General features: G+C 76.0%; 22 protein-coding genes. 20 read left to right on the top strand and 2 right to left on the bottom strand.

Going from position 1 to position 22,485, the window contains the following annotated elements:
* Nucleotides 1-7: 7 nt before the first annotated feature.
* The 18 genes from ACH4SE_RS13295 to ACH4SE_RS13210 all read left to right on the top strand — a co-directional run bounded on the left by ACH4SE_RS13295 (nucleotide 8) and on the right by ACH4SE_RS13210 (nucleotide 17,559).
* The gene (locus tag ACH4SE_RS13295; protein WP_398543471.1) at nucleotides 8-289 is read left to right on the top strand and encodes an acyl carrier protein; all 282 of its coding nucleotides are present in this window, start codon (nucleotides 8-10) and stop codon (nucleotides 287-289) included.
* The gene (locus tag ACH4SE_RS13290) at nucleotides 286-714 is read left to right on the top strand and encodes a hypothetical protein (RefSeq protein ID WP_398543470.1); all 429 of its coding nucleotides are present in this window, start codon (nucleotides 286-288) and stop codon (nucleotides 712-714) included. The genes ACH4SE_RS13295 and ACH4SE_RS13290 overlap by 4 nt, the downstream gene beginning before the upstream one ends.
* Entirely contained in the window at nucleotides 707-1,861 is a 1,155-nt protein-coding gene (locus ACH4SE_RS13285; protein WP_398543469.1) for a beta-ketoacyl synthase N-terminal-like domain-containing protein, read from the top strand. The genes ACH4SE_RS13290 and ACH4SE_RS13285 overlap by 8 nt, the downstream gene beginning before the upstream one ends.
* On the top strand, nucleotides 1,858-2,601 hold the full coding sequence (locus ACH4SE_RS13280) for a beta-ketoacyl synthase chain length factor (RefSeq protein WP_398543468.1): 744 nt from the start codon (nucleotides 1,858-1,860) through the stop codon (nucleotides 2,599-2,601). The genes ACH4SE_RS13285 and ACH4SE_RS13280 overlap by 4 nt, the downstream gene beginning before the upstream one ends.
* The gene (locus tag ACH4SE_RS13275; protein WP_398543467.1) at nucleotides 2,598-3,878 is read left to right on the top strand and encodes a beta-ketoacyl-[acyl-carrier-protein] synthase family protein; all 1,281 of its coding nucleotides are present in this window, start codon (nucleotides 2,598-2,600) and stop codon (nucleotides 3,876-3,878) included. Before ACH4SE_RS13280 ends, ACH4SE_RS13275 begins: the two co-directional genes overlap by 4 nt.
* Nucleotides 3,879-3,948: 70 nt before the next feature.
* Nucleotides 3,949-5,049 (top strand): 4-hydroxyphenylpyruvate dioxygenase, encoded by a 1,101-nt coding sequence (gene hppD, locus ACH4SE_RS13270; RefSeq protein WP_398543466.1) that lies wholly within the window; start codon nucleotides 3,949-3,951, stop codon nucleotides 5,047-5,049.
* The gene (locus ACH4SE_RS13265) at nucleotides 5,049-6,005 is read left to right on the top strand and encodes a phytanoyl-CoA dioxygenase family protein (protein ID WP_398543465.1); all 957 of its coding nucleotides are present in this window, start codon (nucleotides 5,049-5,051) and stop codon (nucleotides 6,003-6,005) included. Before hppD ends, ACH4SE_RS13265 begins: the two co-directional genes overlap by 1 nt.
* Nucleotides 5,998-6,972: a thiamine pyrophosphate-dependent dehydrogenase E1 component subunit alpha gene (locus ACH4SE_RS13260; protein WP_398543464.1), complete on the top strand. Its 975-nt coding sequence runs from the start codon at nucleotides 5,998-6,000 to the stop codon at nucleotides 6,970-6,972. The genes ACH4SE_RS13265 and ACH4SE_RS13260 overlap by 8 nt, the downstream gene beginning before the upstream one ends.
* Nucleotides 6,973-7,944: an alpha-ketoacid dehydrogenase subunit beta gene (locus ACH4SE_RS13255; RefSeq protein WP_398543463.1), complete on the top strand. Its 972-nt coding sequence runs from the start codon at nucleotides 6,973-6,975 to the stop codon at nucleotides 7,942-7,944.
* A gap of 76 nt (nucleotides 7,945-8,020) precedes the next feature.
* Nucleotides 8,021-9,664, top strand: a complete 1,644-nt coding sequence (locus ACH4SE_RS13250; RefSeq protein WP_398543462.1) for a class I adenylate-forming enzyme family protein — start codon at nucleotides 8,021-8,023, stop codon at nucleotides 9,662-9,664.
* Nucleotides 9,664-11,202 (top strand): condensation domain-containing protein, encoded by a 1,539-nt coding sequence (locus ACH4SE_RS13245; protein WP_398543461.1) that lies wholly within the window; start codon nucleotides 9,664-9,666, stop codon nucleotides 11,200-11,202. Before ACH4SE_RS13250 ends, ACH4SE_RS13245 begins: the two co-directional genes overlap by 1 nt.
* Nucleotides 11,199-12,128, top strand: a complete 930-nt coding sequence (locus tag ACH4SE_RS13240) for a 3-oxoacyl-[acyl-carrier-protein] synthase III C-terminal domain-containing protein (protein WP_398543460.1) — start codon at nucleotides 11,199-11,201, stop codon at nucleotides 12,126-12,128. The genes ACH4SE_RS13245 and ACH4SE_RS13240 overlap by 4 nt, the downstream gene beginning before the upstream one ends.
* A gap of 48 nt (nucleotides 12,129-12,176) precedes the next feature.
* Nucleotides 12,177-12,479, top strand: coding sequence for a phosphopantetheine-binding protein (locus ACH4SE_RS13235; RefSeq protein ID WP_398543459.1), 303 nt, complete (start codon nucleotides 12,177-12,179; stop codon nucleotides 12,477-12,479).
* Nucleotides 12,476-13,498, top strand: coding sequence for a hypothetical protein (locus ACH4SE_RS13230; protein ID WP_398543458.1), 1,023 nt, complete (start codon nucleotides 12,476-12,478; stop codon nucleotides 13,496-13,498). The genes ACH4SE_RS13235 and ACH4SE_RS13230 overlap by 4 nt, the downstream gene beginning before the upstream one ends.
* On the top strand, nucleotides 13,495-14,586 hold the full coding sequence (locus ACH4SE_RS13225; protein ID WP_398543457.1) for an alpha-hydroxy acid oxidase: 1,092 nt from the start codon (nucleotides 13,495-13,497) through the stop codon (nucleotides 14,584-14,586). Before ACH4SE_RS13230 ends, ACH4SE_RS13225 begins: the two co-directional genes overlap by 4 nt.
* Nucleotides 14,583-15,896, top strand: coding sequence for a PLP-dependent aminotransferase family protein (locus ACH4SE_RS13220; RefSeq protein ID WP_398543456.1), 1,314 nt, complete (start codon nucleotides 14,583-14,585; stop codon nucleotides 15,894-15,896). Before ACH4SE_RS13225 ends, ACH4SE_RS13220 begins: the two co-directional genes overlap by 4 nt.
* Entirely contained in the window at nucleotides 15,893-16,585 is a 693-nt protein-coding gene (locus ACH4SE_RS13215; RefSeq protein WP_398543455.1) for a 4'-phosphopantetheinyl transferase family protein, read from the top strand. Before ACH4SE_RS13220 ends, ACH4SE_RS13215 begins: the two co-directional genes overlap by 4 nt.
* Nucleotides 16,586-16,608: 23 nt before the next feature.
* Complete coding sequence (locus ACH4SE_RS13210) at nucleotides 16,609-17,559, top strand: alpha/beta hydrolase (RefSeq protein WP_398543454.1); 951 nt, start codon at nucleotides 16,609-16,611, stop codon at nucleotides 17,557-17,559.
* A gap of 70 nt (nucleotides 17,560-17,629) precedes the next feature.
* Here ACH4SE_RS13210 and ACH4SE_RS13205 read toward each other — a convergent pair whose 3' ends face one another.
* The gene (locus ACH4SE_RS13205; protein ID WP_398543453.1) at nucleotides 17,630-18,307 is read right to left on the bottom strand and encodes a macro domain-containing protein; all 678 of its coding nucleotides are present in this window, start codon (nucleotides 18,305-18,307) and stop codon (nucleotides 17,630-17,632) included.
* A 228-nt stretch (nucleotides 18,308-18,535) separates the two neighbouring features.
* Here ACH4SE_RS13205 and ACH4SE_RS13200 point away from each other — a divergent pair, with 228 nt between their 5' ends.
* Nucleotides 18,536-20,155, top strand: coding sequence for an ADP-ribosyltransferase domain-containing protein (locus ACH4SE_RS13200; RefSeq protein WP_398543452.1), 1,620 nt, complete (start codon nucleotides 18,536-18,538; stop codon nucleotides 20,153-20,155).
* A 24-nt stretch (nucleotides 20,156-20,179) separates the two neighbouring features.
* Here the strand turns inward: ACH4SE_RS13200 and ACH4SE_RS13195 are convergent, their stop codons facing one another.
* Entirely contained in the window at nucleotides 20,180-21,250 is a 1,071-nt protein-coding gene (locus ACH4SE_RS13195) for a pectinesterase family protein (RefSeq protein ID WP_398543451.1), read from the bottom strand.
* A gap of 391 nt (nucleotides 21,251-21,641) precedes the next feature.
* Between ACH4SE_RS13195 and ACH4SE_RS13190 the strand changes: the two genes are divergently transcribed.
* Entirely contained in the window at nucleotides 21,642-22,463 is an 822-nt protein-coding gene (locus ACH4SE_RS13190) for a pectate lyase (protein WP_398543450.1), read from the top strand.
* Nucleotides 22,464-22,485 lie beyond the last annotated feature (22 nt).

The following is a 22,485-nucleotide window of genomic DNA, read 5'->3' as shown; positions in this document are numbered from 1 at the left end:
CCCCGCGATGTCCACCGAGATGTCCACCGATGAGATCCGCGCCTTCGTGCTCGAAGCGCTGAGCGAGATGAACTACAGCGTCGACGACGTCGACGACGACACCCCGCTCGGACCGGCCGGCGTCGACCTGGAGTCGCTCGCCCTGGCCGAACTGGGCATCCGCGCGGAGGAGCGCTTCGGCGTCGCCTTCGAGGAGGACGAGGCCGAGCAGCTGGGCACGATGACGCTCGGAGAGTTCGGCGCGGCGCTGGCCGCCCGTATCGCGGCCGCCCCCGCGGCGGGCCAGTGAGCGCGGCCGCGCCGCAGCCGCCCACCGTGCCCGGCCGCGCGGAGGTCCTGGCGATCCTCGCCGCCTTCGGCGACCGCCCGCCGGAGGAGGTGCCGGAGAGCGTCGACTCGATGGAGCTGGCCTGGCTCGTCCACCAGATCGAGTCCCGCTACGGCGGCACGGTCCCGGATTCCTCCCTGGTCCGTATGACGACGGTCACGGCCGTTCTGGACGAACTCGCGGCGCTGGCCGCCCTGCCGGGCGCCGCGGCGCAGCCGGACGCGGCGGAGGGCGCCGACGGAACGGGCACGGGCCCGGACGTCCGCGCGGCGGCCCCGTCCGGGCAGGGCGGTGCAGCCGCCGGGCCGGCCGGAGCGGCAGGGGGCGGCCCGGGTTCCGTCGGCGCGGGCGGCCCCGGAGCCGGGGGCGGCGGTGCGCGTGGGTGAGGCCGGGAAGGTGCGGCGCGGGCCCGAGGAGGTCGTCCTCACCGGTGTCGGCGTGCTCAGCGCCTTCGGGGTCGGGACGGGCCCGCTCATGGCGGCGGTGCTCGCCGGGCGGCCGGGGTTCGCGCCGGTACGGCGCTTCGGCGTCGCCGGGCGGCGGGCCGGCCACGCCGCCGCGCACCCCGGATCGCCCGTGCTGGCCGACGAGCTGCCGCGGATGATCGCTCTCGCGTGCGAGGACGCCGGGCTCGCGGCGCCGGTGCGCGCCCGCTGCCCGCTCTACCTCGCCGTGCACGGCGACCCGGCGCTGCCCCGGGTGCCCGCCGGCGAGCGGGCGGCGCACGGCGCGGGCCGCTTCGCCGAGGACGTCGCCCGGCGGGCGGGGCTCTCCGGTGCGGCACGCGCGTACACCTCGGCCTGCGTGGCGTCGAGCACCGCCGTCGCGGACGCCGCCGCGCTCGTCGCCCGCGGGCGGGCGGAGCGGATCGTGGTGGCCGCCGGATACCTGGTGGACGCCGACCAGTTCGCCCTCTTCGACGCGGGGCGGGCGCTCGCCCGCGACGGGCGGGTGCGGCCCTTCAGCGCGGGGCGCGACGGGTTGCTGCTCGGCGACGCGGTCGCCGCGGTGGTGGTCGAGTCCGCCACGGCGGCGCGCCGCCGCGGGGCGCGGACCCTCGCGCGGCTCGCGGGGTGGGGGCGCACCGGGGACGCCCACCACGTCGTCCGCCCCCGGCCCGACGGCTCGGGCCTGGCCCGCGCGATCACCGGCGCGCTGCGCCGGGCGTCCCTCGCCCCGGCACGGATCGGCTACGTCAACGCGCACGGCTCCGGTTCGCCCGCGGGCGACACGGCCGAGGCGGCCGCGCTGCACCGGGTGTTCGGCGCGGGCGCCGCGGCCCTGCCGGTCAGCTCCACCAAGGCCGTGCACGGGCAGGCCCTGGAGGCGGGCGCGCTGCTCGAACTCGTCGTCACCGTCTCGGCGCTGGCGGCAGGCAGGCTGCCGGTGAACGCGGGCTGGCTCGGCCCCGACCCCGGCTGCCGCCTCGGCCTCGTCCTCGGCAGCCCGGCGCCGGCCACGTCCCCCTACGCGCTGAGCCTGACCACGGCGTTCGGCGGCGCGAACACCGCGCTCCTGGTGGCCGCCGCATGACCTTCACCGACCGCACGGCGGCACGCCCGCCGCACTCCCCCGTCCGGACCGCCGCCGGCGACGCGCAGCCGCGGACCGCGCCCACGGCCCCCGGCGCACAGGCCGGCCCGGCGCCCTCCCCCGGTCACCGGCACGCAGGGTCCGACGCGCACCCGGCTCCGCCCCCCGGCGGCGGCGACCGCGTAACGGCTCCCCCGCCGGAGGAAGGACCGGGGCACGGGCACGGCGGCGAACTCGCCCTCCGTGCCCGGGAGTACGGGCTGCGCGTGCTGGCCGGAGCGGGGTGGCCGGAGGGTGCCGGGGACCGCGAGCCGCCGGTGCTGCCCGGCTTCGTCGGCTCGTCGTTCAGCCCGCTCGCCGCCGAGGTCGCACGGCGCTGCCTGGGGCGGCGGCCGGGCGGTCCGGTGGCGTGCACCGGACTGGTCGTCGTCAGCACGCTGGGCGACCTGCAGGGGGCCGTCCGGCTCGCCGAGGCGGTCGACACCGGCGGTGCGCCGGGCCCGCTGGCGTTCTTCCAGGCCGTGCCGAACGCCGTGGCAGGCCATGTGGCCGCCCGCTGGGGGCTGTCGGGACCGGTCGTGAGCGTCGCCGACGGCACCGCGGGCATGGAGGTGGCCGCGCTCCTCGTCGAGGACGGAGACGCGGACGAGGTGCTGCTGATCCGGGTGGACCAGGCGGCGACCGCCGGGGCGCGGGACCGCGCCGCGGCCGTACTGCTCAGTGGAGGGGATGTCCTGTGACGGGTGCGCGAGGCGCGGGCGGCGAGGTCGTCGTGACCGGGATGGGCATGGTCACCCCGGTGGGAACGACCGCCGCCGAGGTGACGGCCGCGATGTGTGAGGGGCGTTCGGGGCTGGCACGGCCGCCGGCCGGGAGCCCGCTCGAAGGCAGCGTCGACGTCGCCGCGTTCGGCCCGCCGGTCGACCCGGTGTCCGTGCTGCCCGCACCGGAGACCCGGGTGGTGGACCGCTACATCGTGATGGCGCTGCGGGCGGCGGCCGACGCGCTGGCCGACGCCGGGATCGAGGTCGGCCGGGACGTCGACCCGTACCGGATCGGCGTGATCCTGTCCGGCACCGGGGGCCTGGCCACCCTGGAGGCGCAGGTGGTGACGCGGACGCAGCGCGGCCGGCTGGGCGTCAGCCCGTACCTGCTGCCGGGGATGCTGCCGAACATGGGCGCCGCCCGCGTGGCGATCCGGCACGGGATCCGCGGCTACAGCTCGTCGATCGGGACGGCCTGCGCGGCGGGCGCGCAGTCCGTCGGCGAGGGGCTGCGGCTGCTGCGCTCGGGCGAGGCGGACGTGGTGGTGTGCGGGTGCAGCGAGGCGCCGCTCTTCCCGACGCTGGCCGACACCTTCTCCAACGCCCGTGCGCTGGCCCGCGGCTGGGCCGCCGACCCGGAGGGCGCCAGCCGTCCCTTCGACCGCCGCCGCAACGGCCTGGTGCTCGGCGAGGGCGCCGGGGTGCTGGTCCTGGAGCGGGCCGAGCACGCCGACGCGCGCGGCGCGGCGGGCTACGCGGGCCTCGCCGGGTGGGGCGCCACCAACGACGCCCACCACCCGACCACCCCGCACCCGGACGGCGAGGGCGCGGCCGCGTGCATGCGCCGGGCGCTCGCCGACGCGGGCCTCGCACCCGCCGACATCGGCTACGTCAACGCGCACGGCACCAGCACCAAGATCGGCGACCGCGCCGAGGCGCTGGCGATCCGCCGGGTGTTCGGCGCGGACGGCTGCCCGCCGGTGAGCGCCACCAAGGCCGTCACCGGGCACATGCTCGGCGCCTCGGGGGTGGTCGAGGCGGCGGTATGCATCGTGGCGCTGCGCCGCGGCGTGCTGCCGCCGACGCACAACCTGGACGACCCGGATCCCGAGTGCGACCTCGACCACGTCCGCAAGGCCCCGCGCCCGGCCCCGCGGATCGGCCACGTGATGTCGAACTCCTTCGGCTTCGGCGGCCACAACATCAGCCTCGTCCTCGGCCCGCCGGCCACCCGGCTCGCCCGCACCGTCTGAACGGCGCGCGGACGGTCCCCTCGTGGCACCGTCCCCGGCCGCACCGCACGCAATCGACCAAGGAGCGGCAATGGACTACCTCGGCATCGACCATGTCGAGTTCTACGTGGGGGACGCGCGCCAGGCGGCGTTCGTCCTGTGCTCGGCCTTCGGCTTCCGGGTGCACGGGCACGGCGGCCCCGAGACGGGCCTGCCGGACCAGCGCAGCCTGCTGCTCGGCCAGGGCGACTGCCGGGTGCTGCTGACCTCGGGCCTGCGCCCGGACCACCCGGCGGTCGAGTACGTCTCCCGGCACGGCGACGGGGTGGCCGTGGTCGCCTTCGGCACCCGCGACGCGGGCGCCGCCTTCGCCGCGGCCGTCGCGGGCGGCGCCAGCCCGGTCGAGCCGCCGCGCACGTACGACGGCCCGCAGGCCTCGGTACGCACCGCGACCGTCTCCGGATTCGGCGACGTGGTGCACCGCCTGGTCGAACGGCACGGCGCCGCGGGCGACTTCCTGCCGGGCGCGATCGTCACCGCGGACACCGGTCCGGAGGCCGCGCCGCCGGACGGGCCGGAACTGCTGCGGACGATCGACCACGCCGCGGTGTGCCTGGAGGCGGGCACGCTGGAGGCCACCACGGCCTTCTACCGGGCCGCCTTCGGATTCGACCTGATCTTCGAGGAGTACATCGAGGTCGGCGGCCAGGGCATGTTCTCGCAGGTGGTGCAGAGCCCGGGCGGCAACGCGACGCTGACGCTCATCCAGCCGGACCTGAGCCGCACCCCCGGGCAGATCGACGACTTCCTGGCGTGGCACGGCGGCCCGGGCGTGCAGCACCTGGCGCTGACCACCGACGACATCGTCGAGGCGGTGGACGCGCTCGGCGGCCGGGGCGTCGGCTTCGCGCCCACCCCGGCCAGCTACTACGGCTCGCTCGCCGGCCGGATCGGGCCCGTCGACCTGCCGGTGGAGCGGCTGCGCCCGCGCGGCATCCTCGTCGACCGCGACCACTGGGGGCAGATGTACCAGATCTTCGCCCAGTCGATGCACGTACGCCGCACGTACTTCTGGGAGCTGATCGAGCGCCACGGCGCCCGCACCTTCGGGACCAGCAACATCCCGGCCCTCTACGAGGCGAAGGAGCGCGAGCTCGCCGCCGTCCGCGCGACCACGAAGGCAGGCCTGTGATGACCGTCGACCAGGACCGTACGACCCCCGTCCCGGCCGGGGACCCCGTTCTCACCGAGGCGGAGGCGGCGCTGCTGCCGGACGACGCCGACGTGGCCTTCTACGCCGAGCACGGGTGGTACCTGACGAAGAAGCTGCTCGACGACGCCGAGGTGGACGAGCTGGTGGCGGCGAGCGAGCGCTACTACGCCGGCGAGCGCAGCCGTACGCTGCCGGTCCGCCCGCCGCGGCTCGCCGCCTGGCAGCCCTCGGACGGCCCCGTGCAGCGGCACAACGACTACGTGCACGTCGAGAGCGACCCGATCGCCCGCATCCTGCGCAAGCCGCTGATCGGCGCGGTCGCCGCGCGGCTGGCGCAGGCGTCCGAGATCCGGGTCTTCCAGTCGACGCTCATCCTCAAGCCGCCGGTCGCGGGCGAGCCCAGCAACATCGTGCCCTGGCACATGGACAAGCACTACTGGTCCACGTCCACCTCGGAGCGGATGCTCACCGCCTTCATCCCCTTCCACGACTGCGGCGAGGAGATGGGGACGCTCACCGTCGTCGACGGCAGCCACCGGTGGCAGGAGACCGGCCGCGAGGACTCCATGACCCGGCACTTCGCGGACCGCGACCGCACCCAGCTGGAGGAGGTGCTCTCCGCCAACGCGGCCCACAACGGGGCGGAGATCCGCAAGGTGCCGCTGGTCATCCCGAAGGGCCACATGAGCTTCCACCACTGCCGCACCTACCACGGCAGCGGCCCCAACCGCAGCGGCCGGCCGCGCCGGGCGGTCTCCCTCCACCTCCAGGACGGCGGCAACGAGTACCGCCGCTTCCCGCTCGAAGGCGGCGGCGAGGCGGTCTACAACCACGACGTCCTGGTGCGGCGGCTGCCGGACGGGCGCCCCGACTACGCCGACCCGGTGTACTGCCCGGTGCTCTGGCGCGGCGAAGGACCGCACGCGCGTGGCTGACGCGTACGGGGCCGCCGGCCTCTACCGGACGATGGCGCTGATCCGCGGCTTCGAGCAGCGGGCGGTGGAGCTGGTGCGGGCCGGCGTGATCGCCGGCGGCATCCACCCCTGCACGGGGCAGGAGGCGGTCGCGGCCGGGACGTGCGCGGCCCTGGGACCCGGCGACCTGATCACCAGCACCCACCGCGGCCACGGCCACGTGCTGGCCAAGGGCGCGGACCCGGCGCGCACGATGGCCGAGCTGGCCGGCCGGGACACCGGCCTCAACCGGGGCCGGGGCGGTTCGATGCACGCCGCGGACTTCGCGGCGGGCGTCCTCGGCGCGAACGCGATCGTCGGCGCGGCCGTGCCGATCGCGGCGGGCGCGGCCTGGGCGCTGCGGCAGCGCGGCTCGGACCGGGTGGTGCTGACGTACTTCGGCGACGGGGCCGTCAGCCAGGGCGTGGTGCTGGAGGCGTGCAACCTGGCGGCGCTGTGGCGCGTACCGCTCGTGCTGGTCTGCGAGAACAACGGCTGGGCCACCTCGATGCGCCCCGCCGACACCGTGGCCGGCACCGTGACCGGCCGCGCGGCGGCCTTCGGCATCCCCGCGGTGACCGTGGACGGCATGGACGCCGAGGCCGTACGGGACGCCACCGCGCGGGCCGTCGAGCGGGCCCGGTCGGGCGCGGGCCCGGCGCTGCTGGAGTGCACGACCTACCGCTTCGACGCGCACCACACGTGGGAGCACACCGCCCGCCCCCGCTACCGCAGCGAGGAGGAGGCCGCGGCGGGCCGCGCCCGCGACCCGCTGGAGATCCAGGGTGCCCGGCTGCCCGCGGAGGTGCGCGCGGCCGCCGACGCGGAGACGGCGCAGGTGCTGGACGCCGCCGTGCGGTACGCGCTCGACGCGCCGCACCCGGACCCGGCGGGCGCGCTGGACCACCTGTACGCCACGGGGCTGCGGCCCAGGGCGGGGGCGCTGTAGATGCCGAAGCTGTCCTACCTCAAGGCGCTGAACCGGGCGCTCGGCGACGAGATGGAGCGGGACCCGGCCGTCGTCGTCCTCGGCGAGGACGTGGGCGTGGCCGTCACCCACGTGACGGCGGGCCTGCTGCGCCGCTTCGGGCGTGACCGGGTGCTGGACACGCCCATCTCCGAGCAGGCCTTCACGGGCTTCGCGACGGGTGCGGCGATGGTGGGGATGCGCCCGCTCATCGAGTTCCAGATCCCCGCGCTGCTCTTCCTCGCCTTCGAGCAGATCGCCAACCAGGCGCACAAGTTCTCCCTCATGACGGGCGGCCAGACCCGGGTGCCGGTCACCTACCTGCTGCCCGGCTCCGGCTCCCGCGACAGCTGGGCGGGCCAGCACTCCGACCACCCCTACAGCCTCTTCGCGCACGTCGGGGTGAAGACGGCGGTGCCGGCCACGCCCGCGGACGCGTACGGGCTGCTGGTGACGGCGATCCGGGACGACGACCCGGTCGTGGTCTTCGCGCCCTCCGCGGCGCTGGGGGTGCGCGAGGACACCGACTTCGGCGCGCTCGCGCCCGTACCGCTCGGCTCCGGGCGGGTGCACCGCGCGGGCACCGACGTCACGGTGGTCGCGGTGGGGCACCTCGTGCACGACGCGCTCGCGGTCGCGGAGGAGCTGGCCGGGGAGGTGTCGGTGGAGGTCTTCGACCCGCGCTCGCTGCACCCCTTCGACTGGGCCGGCCTCGCGGCGTCGCTGGAGCGGACGGGACGGCTCGTCGTCGTCGACGACTCCAACCGCTCCTGCGGCATCGGGGCCGAGATCGTCGCGACCGCGGCGGAGGAGATGCGGCTGACCGCGCCGCCCCGCCGGATCACCCGCCCGGACGGCGCGGTGCTCCCCTTCGCCCGCGAGCTGGACCTCGCCTGCCAGCCGACCCGTGCGCAGCTGCGGACGGCGGTCGAGAAGGCGGTGCGCGGCGGATGAGCGGACAGGCCGCGGCCGGTCCGCCGGTGAAGCGACATGACGACATGACGACAGGGCGACACGCAGGAGGAACGCCGTGACCGGCAGAGACATCCGGGCCAGGCTCGCCGCCGATCCGGACCTGGGCGCGGGCAACGTCTTGCCCAAGCTCTTCGAGCACGGCGCCGACCCCGGGGGCCCGGGCGCCGCCTTCGACCAGCCCGTGGACGGGCACCCCGCAGGGAGCGCGCTGACGCTCGGAGCGCTCCGGGAGCGGGTGGAGGCGCGCGCCGCGTGGTGGCACGCGCACGGCATCGGCCCGCGCGACCCCGTCGCGGTGTACGTGTCCGGCTCGGCCGACACGTTGCTGAGCTTCCTGGCCCTCACCTGGCTGGGCGCGATCCCCGCGCTCATGAACCAGTACCTGACCGGCGACACCGCCGCCGCCTACCTGCGCAAGCTCGGCGCGACCGCCCTGGTGACCGACCCCGTGCACCGCGAGCGGCTGGCCGGCGGCGACCTGGGCGGCCTCGCCCTGCACGCCGACGCCGCGGACACCGGCGGCGGCGACCCGGGGAGCGCGCCCGCGCCGTACCGGCACCACGCCGACGACCCGATCGCCGTCACCCACTCCTCCGGCACCACCCGCATGCCCGCCGCCGTGGTGCACTCGCACGCCAGCCTCTTCGCCGCCATGCGGCTCTTCCGGCTGACCGCGCCGCGCGCCCGAGGGGCCGAGCGCATCCTCAGCACGCTGCCCGCCGCGCACGCGGCGGGCATCTCGGCCCTCAACATGGCGCTGTGCCTGCGCAGCGACCTGCTGTTCCTGTCCACGCAGAACGACGGCGCGGCGGTCGTCGACGCGATCGAGAGCTGGCGGCCCACGGGTGTCCTCGGCTTCGCCGCCACCTGGGCGCAGCTGGCCCGGCAGGACCTCGCGGCGCGCGACCTGGACTCGGTGTCGCTGTGGTTCAACACCGGGGACTGCGCGCACGAGCCGCACATCCGGCGGCTCGTCGCCGCCGGCTCGCGCGAGACCGCGACCCGCGACGGCGTCCGCCGGATGCCCGGCTCCAGCTTCGTCGACGGACTGGGCTCCACCGAGATGGGCCACTCCGCCTTCCACATCACCCACACCCGCACGACCGGGCGCTACGGGCGCTGCGTCGGGGTCCCGCACGGATTCGCCGAGGTCGCGCTGCTGGACACCGCGACCGGCCGCGAGGTCCCGGCCGGCCAGGTCGGCCAGCTCGGGCTGAAGGCCCCCACGCTCGCGCCGGGCTACTGGAACGACTCCGCGGCCACCTACCGCAACCGGCTGGGCGGCTACTACCTCACCGGCGACCTGATGTACCGCGACGAGGCGGGTTACTACTACCACGTCGACCGGGCGGTGGACGCGGTCGACCTCGGCGGCGGCGAGCACCTCTACACCGCCATGTCGGAGGAGCGGATCCTCGGGGCGTGCCCGGACGTCCACGACTGCACGGTGGTCTCCGACCGGGTCGGCGGGCAGGTCGTCACCGACGTGCTGCTGGCCCTGCACGACGGCGCCGACCCGGACGCCGACCGCACCCCGGCCGTCCGCACCGCCCTGACCCCGGCGGCGGCCGCGACCCTGCGCCGCGTCGTCGTCATCTCGGACGCCGACCTGATCACGGGCCCGACGGGCAAGGTCCGCAAGTTCCTGATGCGCCAGCGGCACCGGGCCCGGTCGGCGGAGGCGGGGGTGGGGGCGTGATGAGCGGACGCGGCCGGCCCGCCGAGGCGCCGGCCCCGGCGGCGGTGGCCCCGGCGGCGGTGGGCCCGGCGGCGGTGGGCCCGGCGGCGGTGGGCCCGGCGGCGGGCGGCGGGGCCGCGGAGGAGCGGGCGCCGGTGGCGGCCGCCGAGCGGATCGTCGTCGACTTCGCCGGGGAGGGCGAGGGCGAGGACGAGATGTCCTGGGGGATGTGGGAGATCTGGCAGGCCATGGGACGGCAGCGCAGCCCGCTGCCCATCGGCGGCAGCGCCGCGCTGGAGCCGGGAACCACGCTCGCCGGCCTGGCCGCCGAGCTGCGCTACCTGCTGGAGCGCTTCCCCTCGATGCGCACCCGGCTGCGCTTCGCCCCCGGCGGCCGGGCCCGGCAGCGGCTCTTCGCCAGCGGCTCCGTCACGCTGGAGGTGTACGACGCCGCGCCGGGTGCCGACGCCGGCGAAGTCGCCGCCGCCGTCGAACAGGCCTACCGTGAGCGGGAGTTCGACTTCACCGCGGAGTGGCCCGTGCGGATGGGCGCGGTACGGCAGGGCGGCCGGCCCGTCCACCTGGTGACCGTCATGCACCACCTGGCGACGGACGCGCTCGGCGGCGCGATCATGCTGCGGCAGGTGCAGACCCGGGACACCGCGCCGGTCAGCGGCATGCAGCAGCTGGAGCAGGCGCGGTGGCAGCGCTCGCCCGCGGGGCGGCGGCAGAACGCGCGGGCGCTGCGGCACTTCGAGAGCGTCCTGCGGACCATGCCGGCCCGGCAGCTCCCCGGTCCCACCGACCCGCGCGAACCGAGGCACTGGGGCGCCGAGTTCCTCTCGCCCGCGCTCACCGCGGCGCTGCCGCGGATCGCCGCGCGGACGGGCGCCCCGGTGGCCGGCATCCTGCTGGGCCTCTTCGCGGTCGGGCTGTACCGGGCGACCGGGATCAGCCCGGTGGTCGTCCGGCCGGTGGTCGGCAACCGCTTCCGGGCGGCCTTCGCGGACGTGGTCTGCATGGTCGCGCAGGCGGGCGTGTGCGCGATCCACGTCGCGGGCGCCGGCCCCGCGGACGTGGTGAAACGGGCCGTGCAGGGCAGCCTGACCGCCTACAAGCACGCCTACTTCGACCCGGAGGCGCTGGACGAACTGATCCGGCGGGTCTCCGTGGAGCGCGGCACGGACGCGGGCATCGGGACGTACTTCAACAACCGCAGCAACTACACCCTGCCCGCCGCGGACGCCGCGGCGGAGCCGGACGCGCGCGGGCTGCGGGCAGCCCGCCGTGACACCGTCTTCCGCTGGTACGAGCGTCAGGAGACCCAGACGGAGCGCTTCTTCGTGCACGTCGACGACGCCCCGTCCGGCGGGCTGCGCTTCGAGATCCACGTGGACACCCACCACGTCTCGCCCGCGCAGGCCGAGGCCTTCGCGTACGCCATGGAGGCGGCCGCGATCGAGGCGGCCTTCCCGGACACGGAGGAGGCGGAGTTCGCAGCGGGCACAGAGGGTGCAGAGGGTGCGGACGAGCCGGTCGCCGTGGAGTCCGCGCGGTGACGGCGCTCGCGGGGGTGTCCGCCTACGTCCCGGCGGGCCGCGTGCCGATCGAGGAGCCCGCCGCGCGGCTCGGGCTGACACGGATGCAGGTCAAGGTCTTCCGCCGCTACCACCGGCTCGGCGAGGTCGCCCGCGATCCGGGCGGCTCCGTGGAGGACCTGCTGCGCGGCGCGCTCGGCCGGCTCCGGGCGCTGCGCGGACGGGAGCAGGACGTACGGTACGTGCTGCACGCCCGGACCTTCCCGGCCGTCGTCCCGTATCCGTACGACCCCGTGCGCGCAGTCTGCGAGGAGTACGGGCTCGGCCACGCGGCGGTCTTCTCCGCCGGCCAGCACGCGTGCGCGTCCGGCCTGCTGGCCGTGGACGCCGCGGGGCGGCTGCTCGCGGCGGACGGCGACCCGGACGGCCTCGCCCTCGTCCTCGGCGGCGAGAAGGCCTTCACCCCGGAGGCCCAGCTCGTACCCGGCACCTCCTTCTTCGGCGAGGGCGCCGCGGCCTGCCTGGTGGCCGCGTCCGGCGAGCGCGACCGCGTGCTCGCCTACGCCGTCGAGCAGCGCGGCGAGTTCGACGGCGACTCCCCCGAACTCGCCGCCGAGTTCCAGCGGGTGTACGCCGACGCGCTCGCCGCGGCGATCACCGCGGCGGCCACCCGGGCCGGGCTGGCGGCCGCCGACCTCGCCCTCTTCCTGCCGCACAACGTCAACCGCGTGGCCTGGCACCAGGTGTGCCGCATCCTCGGCGTACCGCGCGAGCGCGTCCTGCTCGACAACGTCGCCGACACCGGCCACGTCTTCTGCGCCGACACCTTCGTCAACTACCGCACCGCGCTGGACCGCGGTCTGCTGCGGCCGGGCGAGCCGTACGTGATGGCCGCCGCGGGCGCCGGGCTCGGCGCCTCCTTCTCGGCGATGGTCCTCGTCCACTGACCGCCGCCCGCCCGCGAACGACCCGAACTCCCCCGAGAGGCCTGACCGATGACGGAGCAGCACCCCGCCCCGACCGCGACCGACCCCGAGCTGCGCGAGCGGCTCGTCGACGGCATCCGCGACCTCCTCCCGCGCGTCCTCAAGCGCGAGGTCGGCCCGGTCACCGCCGACACCGCGCTGCTGGACGCGCTCGGGCTGACCTCCACCACCGGCCTCGAACTCGTCCTCGAACTGGAGGAGCGGCTCGACGTGGAGATCAGCGTCGAGGAACTGGTCCGCGACGACTTCGGCACGGTCGGCTCGCTCGCCGACTACGTGGCAGGCAACCTGCTGACGGACGCGGACGCGTGAGCGTGCGGACCCTCGTACCGGGCACCGCCGTCGCCGCCGCTCCCGCCGGCTGGGGTGTGCGCCGCGCGGTCCGCCTCGCCTTCCCGGACCCCGGGCCCCCCGCGCCGGACCCGGAACGCACCGGGCGGCTGCGTGTCTACCTCACCGACCTCCTGCGCCCGTACGGCCTCGCCCTCGGCACGGAGCCGCCGGACAGCGGCGGCCACGCGTACGGCGACCTGGCCGAGGCGCTGATCCGGCAGGCCGTGCCGGCGGGCGAGGAGATCGACCTGCTCGTCCTCGCCTACGCCGTCCCGGACGTCACACCGGGCCGGGCCACGGCGACCTGGCTGAGCCACGTCTGCCCCGGCGGCCCGCTCGCCTTCGCCGTCAGCGACCAGGGCCCGGCCGCCGCCTTCACCGCCCTGCGGCTGATCCACGCCTACGCCACGACCGCCGCGCTCCACCGCGCCCTGCTCCTGGTCGTGGAGCAACCCGCCCTGCCCTACCCGCCGCTGACCACGCCGCCGGCGCCGCCCGGCACCTCCGCGGCAGCTGCGCCGGCGTCCGCCCCGCCGCACCCCGCCGCCGCGCGGCGGACCCTGGGCGCCACCGCGTCCGGACCCGGCTCCGCTCCCGTGCCACCGCTCCTCCCCGACGCCGCCTACGGTGTCGCCCTCCTCCTCGGGCCGCCCGCCCCCGGCGAGCGGCCCGCCGTGCTCGGTGACCTGCGGGCGGGGGACGCGACCGCCGACGACGTACGCGCCGCGCTCGCCGGGGACGGCGCGGTCGCCGTGGTCGGGACCGGGATCGACGGCCGGACGCTCGGGCCCGGGGCGCGCGTGCGCTCCGCGGCGGCCGGGCGGCCCGGCACCGGGGTGTGGTGGGAGCTGGCCGGAGCGCTCGCGGAGCCGGCCGCCGGGCCCCGCCGGCTGGTGCTGGCCGACCGGGCCCCCGGGTCCGGCGGCCTCGCCCTGGCCGCGGTCGACCTCCCCGCCCTCACCGCGCGGGAGACCGCTTCCGCCGGAGCGCACCGATGACGGCCACGACCCTCTCCGGCTACGAGCGCGCCGCCCGGCACCGGCTCGACGGCCCCGTCTGGGACTTCATCGACGGCGGCGCCGAGCGCGAACGCACCCTCGCCGCCAACCGCCGCGCCTTCGAACGGGTTTCACTGCGGCCGCGCGTCCTCGTCGACGTCTCGCACTGCGACACCGGCGTCGAACTGCTCGGCGCCCGGCTGCGTACCCCGATCGGTGTCGCGCCCACCGCGTACCACCAGCTCGCCCATCCGGACGGCGAGATCGCAACCGCGCGCGGCGCCGCGGCGGCCGGGGCGCTCTTCGTGGTGAGCATCTACGCGAGCCGCTCGCTGGAGGAGATCGCCGCGACCGCGCCCGGACCGCTGTGGATGCAGCTGTACTGGCTGCGCCGCCGCGAGGCACTCGCCGACCTGGTCGCACGGGCCGCCGCCGCGGGCTGCCGCGCGATCGTGCTGACGGTCGACGCCCCGCGGCTGGGCCGCCGCCACCGCGACGCGCGCAACGGCTTCGCGCTCGGGCCCGGTATCCGCGCCGCCAACCTCGACGCGGCGCTCACGGCCACCGCCCACGTCGCCTCCGCCGGGCGCTCCGCGCTCGCCGTGCACGCGGCCGAGGCGGTCGACCCGGCGGTGACCTGGGCCGATCTCGGCTGGCTGCGCGAGCGCAGCGCGCTGCCGCTGGTACTCAAGGGCATCCTGACGGCGGAGGACGCGCGGCTCGCCGTCCGGCACGGCGCGGACGCCGTCATCGTCTCCAACCACGGCGGCCGCCAGCTCGACGGCGCCCCCGCGAGCCTGGACGCGCTCGCGGAGGTCGTGGACGCGGTCGGCGGGGCCTGCCCCGTCCTGCTGGACGGCGGGGTGCGCGGCGGCACCGACGCCTTCGCGGCGCTCGCGCTCGGCGCCCGCGCCGTCCTGCTCGGCCGGCCCGTGCTGTGGGGCCTCGCGGCGGACGGCGCCGCCGGCGTGGCGGGCGTGCTGGACCTGGTGACCGAGGAACTGGCCCACACCATGGCCCTGGCGGGCCGCCCCGTGCTGGCGTCGCTCGACGCCTCGGCGGTGACGACCGGAGGAGGAGCCCGATGACGGTGGAGCTGGCCCGCGACGACCTGCACGTGTCCGTGTCCGACCCGCAGTCGGCCTCGATGAACTTCCTCAACGAGGTCGCCGCCCGCTTCCCCGACGCCGTGTCGCTCGCGGCCGGCCGCCCGTACGACGGCTTCCACACCACCGACGACCTGCACCGCTACCTGCGCACCTACCTCGCCCACCTGGAGGGGCTGGGCCTGGACCGCGAGCAGCGGGAGCGGCAGCTGCTCCAGTACGGCAGGACCAACGGCCACCTCGGCGGGCTGATCGCCCGGATGCTCGCGGTGGACGAGGGCGTCGAGGTGCCGCCGGAGGCGGTGATGGTCACCGCCGGGTGCCAGGAGGCCATGGTCATCGCGCTGCGCGGGCTGTGCGCGCGGCCCGGGGACGTGGTGCTGGCCGTCGAGCCCTGCTACGTCGGGCTGACCGGCGCCGCCCGGGTGCTCGGCGTCGAGGTCGTCCCGGTACCCGAGTCGGCGGACGGCCTGGACCCGGAGACGGTGGGCGAGGTCGCCGCGGCGGTACGCGCCACGGGACGGCGGCCGCGCGCCCTCTACCTCGTGCCGAGCTTCGCCAACCCCTCGGGCGCGTCCATGCCCGTACCGGCCCGGCGGCGGCTGCTGGAGGTCGCCGCGCAGGCGGATCTGCTCGTCCTGGAGGACGACCCCTACGGACTGTTCGGGCTGGACGACGAGCCGCGGCCCACGCTCAAGGCGCTGGATCCGGGCGGCCGCGTCGTCTACCTCGGCTCGTTCGCGAAATCCTGCTTCCCCGGCGCGCGGGTGGGCTTCCTGGTCGCCGACCAGGTGGTGGTGGGCGCGGACGGGCGGCGCGCGCTGCTCGCGGAGGAGCTGTCGGCCGTCAAGAGCCTGCTGACGGTGAACACCTCGCCGGTCGCGCAGGCCGTCGTCGGCGGCTTCCTCGTCGAGTCCGGGTGCAGCGTGCGCGCGGCGGGCAAGGCGAAGACCGCCTTCTACCGCGCCGGCCTGCGCGCCCTGCTGGGCGCGCTGGAGCGGGAGTTCGCGGACGAGCCGCGCGTGCGGTGGAACGCCCCGGCGGGCGGCTTCTTCGCGGTCGTGGACGTCCCCCTGACCGCGGACGAGGCGATGCTGGAGATCTCGGCCCGCGAGCACGGGGTGCTCTGGACGCCCATGGGCTTCTTCTACTCCGCCGGATCCGGCGGGGGCCGCCGCAAGATCCGCCTGTCGTGCAGCGCCCTGCCACCCGATCGTGTCGAGGAGGGCGTCCGCCGCCTCGCCGCCCTGGTCCGCGCCCGCGCGGACACCGCCCGGGGGGCGGAGCGGTGACGGCCGTCCAGGTGTGGCTGGTGGCCGACCGGCGGTCGGAGGCGCTCGTCACCGAACTGCTCGGCGTCCTGGACGACGACGAGCGGCGGCGCGCCGACGCGTACCGCTCGGCCGACGACCGGCGGCGCTTCGTGCTGGCGCACGGCGCGCTGCGGCACCTCGTCGCCCGGTCGCTCGGCGCGCCGCCCGGCGAGATCCGCTGGGCGCGCGGCCCGCACGGCAAGCCCGAACCCGCCGGGCGCTGGCGCGGCGTGCACGTCAACCTCTCGCACTCCGGAGAGCTCGCGATGGTGGCCCTCTGCCCGGACCGCCCGGTCGGCGTCGACGTCCAGCAGGTGCTGCCGCGGCTGGACGCGCCGGCCATGGCCCGCCGCTACTTCCCCCCGCAGGAGGCGGCCGCGGTGTGCGCCTGCCCGGACCCGTACCTGCGCGCCACGCGCTTCGCCCGGCTGTGGGCCCGCAAGGAGGCGCTGACGAAGGCGCACGGGGGCCGCCTGGTCGAGGGCCTGCGTGTCGCGGTGCCGTCCGGCGGGCCGCCGCCGGACATCCCCGCGCCCGACGCCTGGGCCCGGGCCTACCGCGTCCGGGACGTCCCGGCGCCCGCGGGCTACCGCGCGGCGGTGGCGCTGTCCGGCAGCACGGACTTCGCCGTCAGCCGCCACGACTGGCTCCCGCCCACCGCACCCTGACACACCGGAAGGCAAGCGATCCCATGCCCCTCGACCCGCAGCTCCAGGACCTGCGCGACCAGCGCGCACGCAGCGGAGCCACGCCGCTCTACGCGCTCTCGGTGGAGCAGGCCCGCGCCGCCGACCTCGCCGCGATCCGCGCGTCCGGCGGCAGCCCGCGCGCGCTCCACGAGATCACCGACCGGACGATCCCCGGTCCCGGCGGCCCGCTGCCGGTCCGGGTCTACCGGCCCGGGCCCGAGCGCGGACTGCCCGCGCTGCTGTACTACTTCGGCGGCGGCTGGACGCTCGGCAGCCTCGACACCGCCGACGTGCTGTGCCGCACGCTCGCCGCGGAGGCCGGCTGCCTGGTCGTCGGCGTCGGCTACCGGCTCGCACCCGAGCACCCCTTCCCCGCCGCGGTGCACGACTGCCACGCGGGCCTGCGCTGGGTCGCGGAGCACGCTGCCGAACTCGGCGCCGACCGCGCCCGGCTGGCCGTCGGCGGCGACAGCGCGGGCGGCAACCTCGCGGCCGCGGTGACGCTGCTCGCGCGCGCGGACGGGGATCTCGCGCTGGCCGCCCAGCTCCTGGTCTACCCCAACACCGACCAGCTGGCCGACGACACCTCGATGCGCGACAACACCGACCCCTACCTCTTCAACCACCACTCGGTGGCCTGGTACGCCCGCCACTACCTGGCCGGCCCCACGGACGCCGCCGACCCGCTGGCCTCGCCGCTGCGCGCCACCGACCTGAGCGGCCTGCCGCCCGCCCTGGTCATCACGGCGGAGTACGACCCGCTGCGCGACCAGGGCGAGGCCTACGCGCACCGGCTCGCCGAGGCGGGCGTACCGGTGGAGGCCACCCGCTACGCGGGCATGGCGCACGGCTTCTTCGCGATGGCGGGCGCCGTGGACGCCGCCGCCGAGGCCACCGCGCAGGCGGCCCGCCACCTGCGCCGGTGCTTCAGCGCGCAGCCGGCGGCGGGGTGACCCCGCAGCGCGCCGGAGGACGGCACGCCCGCGGCCACCACGAGGCGCGGCCCACCCGCCCGGAGCGCCGTCAGCGGCGGGCGGACCGCGCCTGCGGCGGGGATATCCGCACCCGCTGGGTCTCCGGAGCGTTCTCGATGTCGTCGAGCTGCGCGAGGATCGTGCGGCGCAGGTCGTCGTAGTCCGCGAACGAGTAGTCCTGGAAGAGGGTGTAGCCGGTCCACATCAGGTTGGCGCACACCCGGGCCGGCACCCGGCCCGTCCGGGCACCCATCCCGACCAGGGCGACGGACCCGATGCTGCCGGGCGCCAGCCCGTTCTGCCGGTGGACGGCCTGGAAGGCGGCGGCGCAGGCGAGGGCGACGTTGAGCGTCTCGCTCACGTTCTGCGCGGACTCCTCCATCGTCGGCGCCGAGATCAGGTACTTCGGGCGGACCGCGCCGGACGGCACGCACACCGCGCTGCCCACCGGCAGCCGGCCGCCCGCCTCGTCGCGGATCGCGCGCTGCACGCGCAGCTGGACACCCGCTCCCAGGTGGCGCTTGACGACCGCGTCGACCCCGCCGTCCATCCGGCCCCGGGAGTTGGAGGGGCTGACCCACGCGTCCACGTCCTGGTCGAGGAGGGAGGCCTTGCGGATCTCGATCCCCGGCGTGTCCGCGAAGGCCGCCCGCCACGACTCCACCACCGTCGCGTTCACGTCGGCCAGCACCACCCGGAGCGGCTGCTGCACACGGTTCACGGTCATGGGTCCCCCTACGGTCGAGATCTTTCCCCTTGTCGGTCACGACGCTACCCGGGCCCACTGACAACGCCCTGCCACGCGCCTCCCGGCCGCCGCGGGAGGGCGCATGAGCGGGTGTCAGACCCCGCAGGTATGAGTAGAGGTGCCGCGGCCGGCCGTACGACGGCCGCGCGGGCGCGGACACCGCCGCGGCCGCGGTCCGACACTTTCGACACTCCCGGAGATTCCGCCATGAGCGACGCCCCCACCACCCCCGCCACGCCCGGTCCTGACGACCCGCTGGCTCTCGCAGAGCTCTTCGCGGGCGGCGGCGAGCCGTGGCTGCCGCTGCTGAAGCCGGTCATCGAGGCGCAGCCCGGCGCGGCGGAGTTCATCGGCCCGCAGCGCCGCCCGGAGGTCGTCCCGGTACGCGAGCTGACCTTCCAGGCGCTCAAGCCGCACGCCCCGCAGAAGTGGAAGGTCGTCGTCTTCGGCCAGAACCCGTACCCCCGGCCGGAGAGCGCGACCGGCATCGCGATGTTCGACAACACCTTCCACGACTGGAAGGATAGCCAGTTCGGACGGGTCGTCAGCATCCGCTGCATCATCAAGGCGGCGGCGATGTGGAAGTACGGGATACCGAAGAAGACCCCGATCGCCGACGTCCGCGCGCTGCTGAAGGAGAAGGAGACCGTCCAGCCGCCGGAGTGGTTCCAGGCGATGCTCACCCAGGGCGTGCTGCTGCTGAACGCCGCGCTGACGGCGCACAGCGACGGCTCCTCGGGACCCGAGCGGCACACCGCGTTCTGGCGGCCGGTGGCCGAGCGGATCGTCGAGGAGATCCTGAGGGCCAAGCAGGACGCCCCCGAGGAGGACCGCGGGGTGGTCTTCGCCTGGTGGGGCGCGCACGCGCGCAGCCTCAAGCAGGTCGTCGTGCGGCTGCAGAAGAAGTATCCCGGCGTCGAGGTACGGCACATCGACCACTGCAACCCGGCGGCGCAGGGCGACATCTTCTGCGACGGCGAGCACTTCGCGGTCGTGAACGACGCCCTGGCCTCGCTCGGCGCCGACCCGGTCGACTGGCTGCCCAGCACGGGGTGGGACGCCGCGGCCGCGGGGGCGGGCGGGGCGGACGGCGGCGTCGCCGAGCGGATGGGCGCGTTCATCACGTCCACCATGGAGCTGCACCAGCTCTACCTGGAGCGCCTCGCGAGCGTGAAGGACGAAGGCCTCGTCCTTCCCGCCGTCACCGGCGTCCTCGACACGCCGCTGATGGACTTCCGGGACGCGGTCGGGCCGGTCGTCGACCTGCTGCCCGCGCTGGACGGGCACGTCAGCCGCTCGCACGAGTTCGGCAAGCGGCGCGCGGACGAGCTGTCCGGCGTCCTGTCGCCGGAGGCGATCGCCGCGCTCTACCTCTACACGTGCGAGTCCGCCTTCTACCGCGAGATCAACGCCGTGCTGCGCTCGCCGGACCGGTCGCGGGTCGTCCCGTACCTGCCCTACCTGCGGCTGCTGTTCTCGGCCGTCTCCGGGCTCCCGCCCCGCACCGAACCGCTGTGGCGCGGCGTGCCGCTGGACCTGCGGGCGCAGTACCCGCTCGGAAGCACCGTCACCTGGTGGGGCGTCTCGTCCTGCACGCCGAATCCCGGCGTCGCCCGCGCCTTCCTCGGCAGCCGCGGCAGGCGCACCCTCTTCACCGTCAACCCGCTGCGTGCGACGGGCATCCAGAACTTCTCCGCCTTCACCGGCGAGGAGGAGTACATCCTGCTGCCGGGCACCCAGCTGAAGGTGACGGACGTCCGGGCCGAGCGCGGCGGGCTGTGCACCGTGACCCTGACCGAGCTGGAGGACGAGCTCCTGGTGTCCTGATCCCGGTCCCCGCCCCCGCGGCGCTCAGCACCCCGCCTCCCGCCAGGGCGCCCAGCCGTCGTCCCCCGCGAGGTACGCCTCGCGGGTCGCGGCCGCGGCCTGCGCGGCGGTGAGCTGCGGCCGCTCCGCGGGGTCGGTGACGGCCGCACCGGGCCCGCGGTTGGCGTACTCGCCGAAGCGCATGCCCTGCCACGGGTGCGCGGCCGACATGTCGGCGTAAGGGTGCGCCGCGTCGATGCCGGCGCCGAGCAGGCTGTCGCGCACGGTCAGCATCGGCACCGCGGTGCTGTCCGAGCTCGGCACCCACGGGCGGGCCAGCTTGTAGGCGCCGTCCGGGGCGCCGCTGGTGATGCGGCAGCGCGTGGCGAGGAAGCCGTGCGGGTCGGCGGCCGTGGTGCTCGGCGCGAAGACGAAGCCGTACGGCGGTGCCGCCAGGTCCGTACGGTCCAGGGTGTGGAAACGGCAACAGTCGTAGACGGCGGTGGCGCGGCCGAAGACGAAGTCGACGTCGCCCTCGGCGTAGCAGTCCCTGAAGTACTGCCGCGCCAGGACGTCCTGCGCCATGGTGTCGGCGTACAGCGTGTCCTGGTGGCCGAGGAAGCGGCAGCGGTGGAAGGCCGAGCGGTCGCCCTGCACCTTCAGCGCGACCGCCTGGGTGCCGGTGACACCGGGGTGCTCGGCGCGCAGCCAGTCGTTGGCGAAGGTGACGCCGCGGGCGGTGAACCCGGCCGCCTGGACGGTCACGGTGGCCGAGCCCGAGGTGCCGTACGTGCCGCCGCCGGGCTTGGGCGTGCCGTTGGCGTTGCCGTGGACGATGACGGTGTCGCGCGGATCGCCCGTCGCGCCGAGCAGTGTCAGCCCGGACGCGGCGGCGGTGACCAGGACCGTCTCGCGGTAGGTGCCGGGGCCGAGCACGATGACGGAGCCCGCGCCGGGTACGGCGTCCACGGCCGCCTGGACGGTGGTGAAGTCGCCCCGCCCGTCAGGGGAGACGTACAGCGCGTCGCGGGCGTGCGCCGCGGGTGCGGCGGTGACCGCGGGCCCGAGGGCGGCGGCCGTCGCGGCGGTGAGCAGGGATCTGCGGGTGAGCGTCACGGGCCACTCCTCGGGGGCGGGGCTTCCCTTTGCGCCGACGTTCCGCAGTATGAACATGGTCCATGTCCACGCACAACCAGTGCGTCGAACAGAAAGCCTTTACTGTCCATCGGCCGCGTCCGCCCGCGACCTCCGCAGCGCATCCGTCGATGCGCTTCACCGGCGGTGGCGCCCCACGGCCACGGCCATCCGTTGCCAGCACGAGCCTTGTCCCTGACGGCAGATCGGGGCGGCCTCGACGCGTGGCGCGAACCGTGCAGGAGGTGTTGCCCGCCCGGCGGAGGTGCCCTACGGTGCTGGGCACCGCAGCGCTTCGACAGCGGGCAGTCCTGTCCCTCGATGCAAGCGCTTGCCGATCATGAGGTTCATCCCCCCACAAAGGAAGAGCACCATGTCCCCACGCACCGAGACACCCCGCCCGCCGCACCGCCGGCGCCACCGGCTCGCCGCCGTCCTGGGGGCGGTCACCGCCCTCGGCACCGCCGCCGTGGCCACCGGCGCCTTCCTGCCCTCGGCCTCGGCGGCGACCTGGCCCACCCCCACCAGCAACCACGGCACCGGCTCCACCATCTCGGTCTCCGGCACCAAGGACTACGGCTACGCCCGCTACTACGGCACCGGCAGCCTGGGCACCGGCGACCAGTCCGAGGACCAGGGCCCGATCTTCGACCTGGCACCCGGCGCGACCCTGAAGAACGTCATCATCGGCTCACCGGCGGCCGACGGCGTCCACTGCGAGGGCAGCTGCACGCTGCAGAACGTGTGGTGGGAGGACGTCGGCGAGGACGCCGCCACCTTCCGCGGCTCGTCGTCCTCCAACGTCTACACCGTCACCGGCGGCGGCGCGAGGCACGCCTCCGACAAGGTCCTGCAGTTCAACGGCGCGGGCAAGCTCGTCGTCAGCAACTTCGCCGTCCAGGACTTCGGCAAGCTCGTACGCTCCTGCGGCAACTGCTCGACGCAGTACCGGCGGACCATCGAGCTGAACGGCATCGAGGCCACCTACCAGGGCAGCGCCCTCGCCGGCATCAACACCAACTACGGCGACACCGTCTCCCTGCGCAACATCACGATCATCGGGGACGGCAGCCACAAGATCGTCCCCTGCCAGAAGTACATCGGCAACAACACCGGGGCCGAGCCCACGAAGAACGGCTCCGACGCCGACGGCTACTACTGCAACTACAGGTCGTCGGACATCACCTACCGGTAGGGCCGCCCTCCCGGGCCGTCCG

This window comes from Streptomyces sp. NPDC020983, from assembly GCF_044333485.1.
Classification (GTDB): domain Bacteria; phylum Actinomycetota; class Actinomycetes; order Streptomycetales; family Streptomycetaceae; genus Actinacidiphila.
Note: the sequence above shows the minus strand (reverse complement) of the source record. Positions and strands in the feature narration are given on the sequence as shown.

Coding starts and splice junctions, on each gene's coding strand:
- ACH4SE_RS13245 (WP_398543461.1), top strand. CDS start 9,664: ATGAGCGGACGCGGCCGGCCCGCCGAGGCGCCGGCCCCGGCGGCGGTG.
- ACH4SE_RS13205 (WP_398543453.1), bottom strand. CDS start 18,307: ATGACCGTGAACCGTGTGCAGCAGCCGCTCCGGGTGGTGCTGGCCGAC.
- ACH4SE_RS13255 (WP_398543463.1), top strand. CDS start 6,973: ATGCCGAAGCTGTCCTACCTCAAGGCGCTGAACCGGGCGCTCGGCGAC.
- ACH4SE_RS13295 (WP_398543471.1), top strand. CDS start 8: ATGTCCACCGAGATGTCCACCGATGAGATCCGCGCCTTCGTGCTCGAA.
- ACH4SE_RS13220 (WP_398543456.1), top strand. CDS start 14,583: ATGACGGTGGAGCTGGCCCGCGACGACCTGCACGTGTCCGTGTCCGAC.
- ACH4SE_RS13190 (WP_398543450.1), top strand. CDS start 21,642: ATGTCCCCACGCACCGAGACACCCCGCCCGCCGCACCGCCGGCGCCAC.
- ACH4SE_RS13280 (WP_398543468.1), top strand. CDS start 1,858: ATGACCTTCACCGACCGCACGGCGGCACGCCCGCCGCACTCCCCCGTC.
- ACH4SE_RS13210 (WP_398543454.1), top strand. CDS start 16,609: ATGCCCCTCGACCCGCAGCTCCAGGACCTGCGCGACCAGCGCGCACGC.
- ACH4SE_RS13200 (WP_398543452.1), top strand. CDS start 18,536: ATGAGCGACGCCCCCACCACCCCCGCCACGCCCGGTCCTGACGACCCG.
- ACH4SE_RS13225 (WP_398543457.1), top strand. CDS start 13,495: ATGACGGCCACGACCCTCTCCGGCTACGAGCGCGCCGCCCGGCACCGG.
- hppD (WP_398543466.1), top strand. CDS start 3,949: ATGGACTACCTCGGCATCGACCATGTCGAGTTCTACGTGGGGGACGCG.
- ACH4SE_RS13265 (WP_398543465.1), top strand. CDS start 5,049: ATGACCGTCGACCAGGACCGTACGACCCCCGTCCCGGCCGGGGACCCC.
- ACH4SE_RS13235 (WP_398543459.1), top strand. CDS start 12,177: ATGACGGAGCAGCACCCCGCCCCGACCGCGACCGACCCCGAGCTGCGC.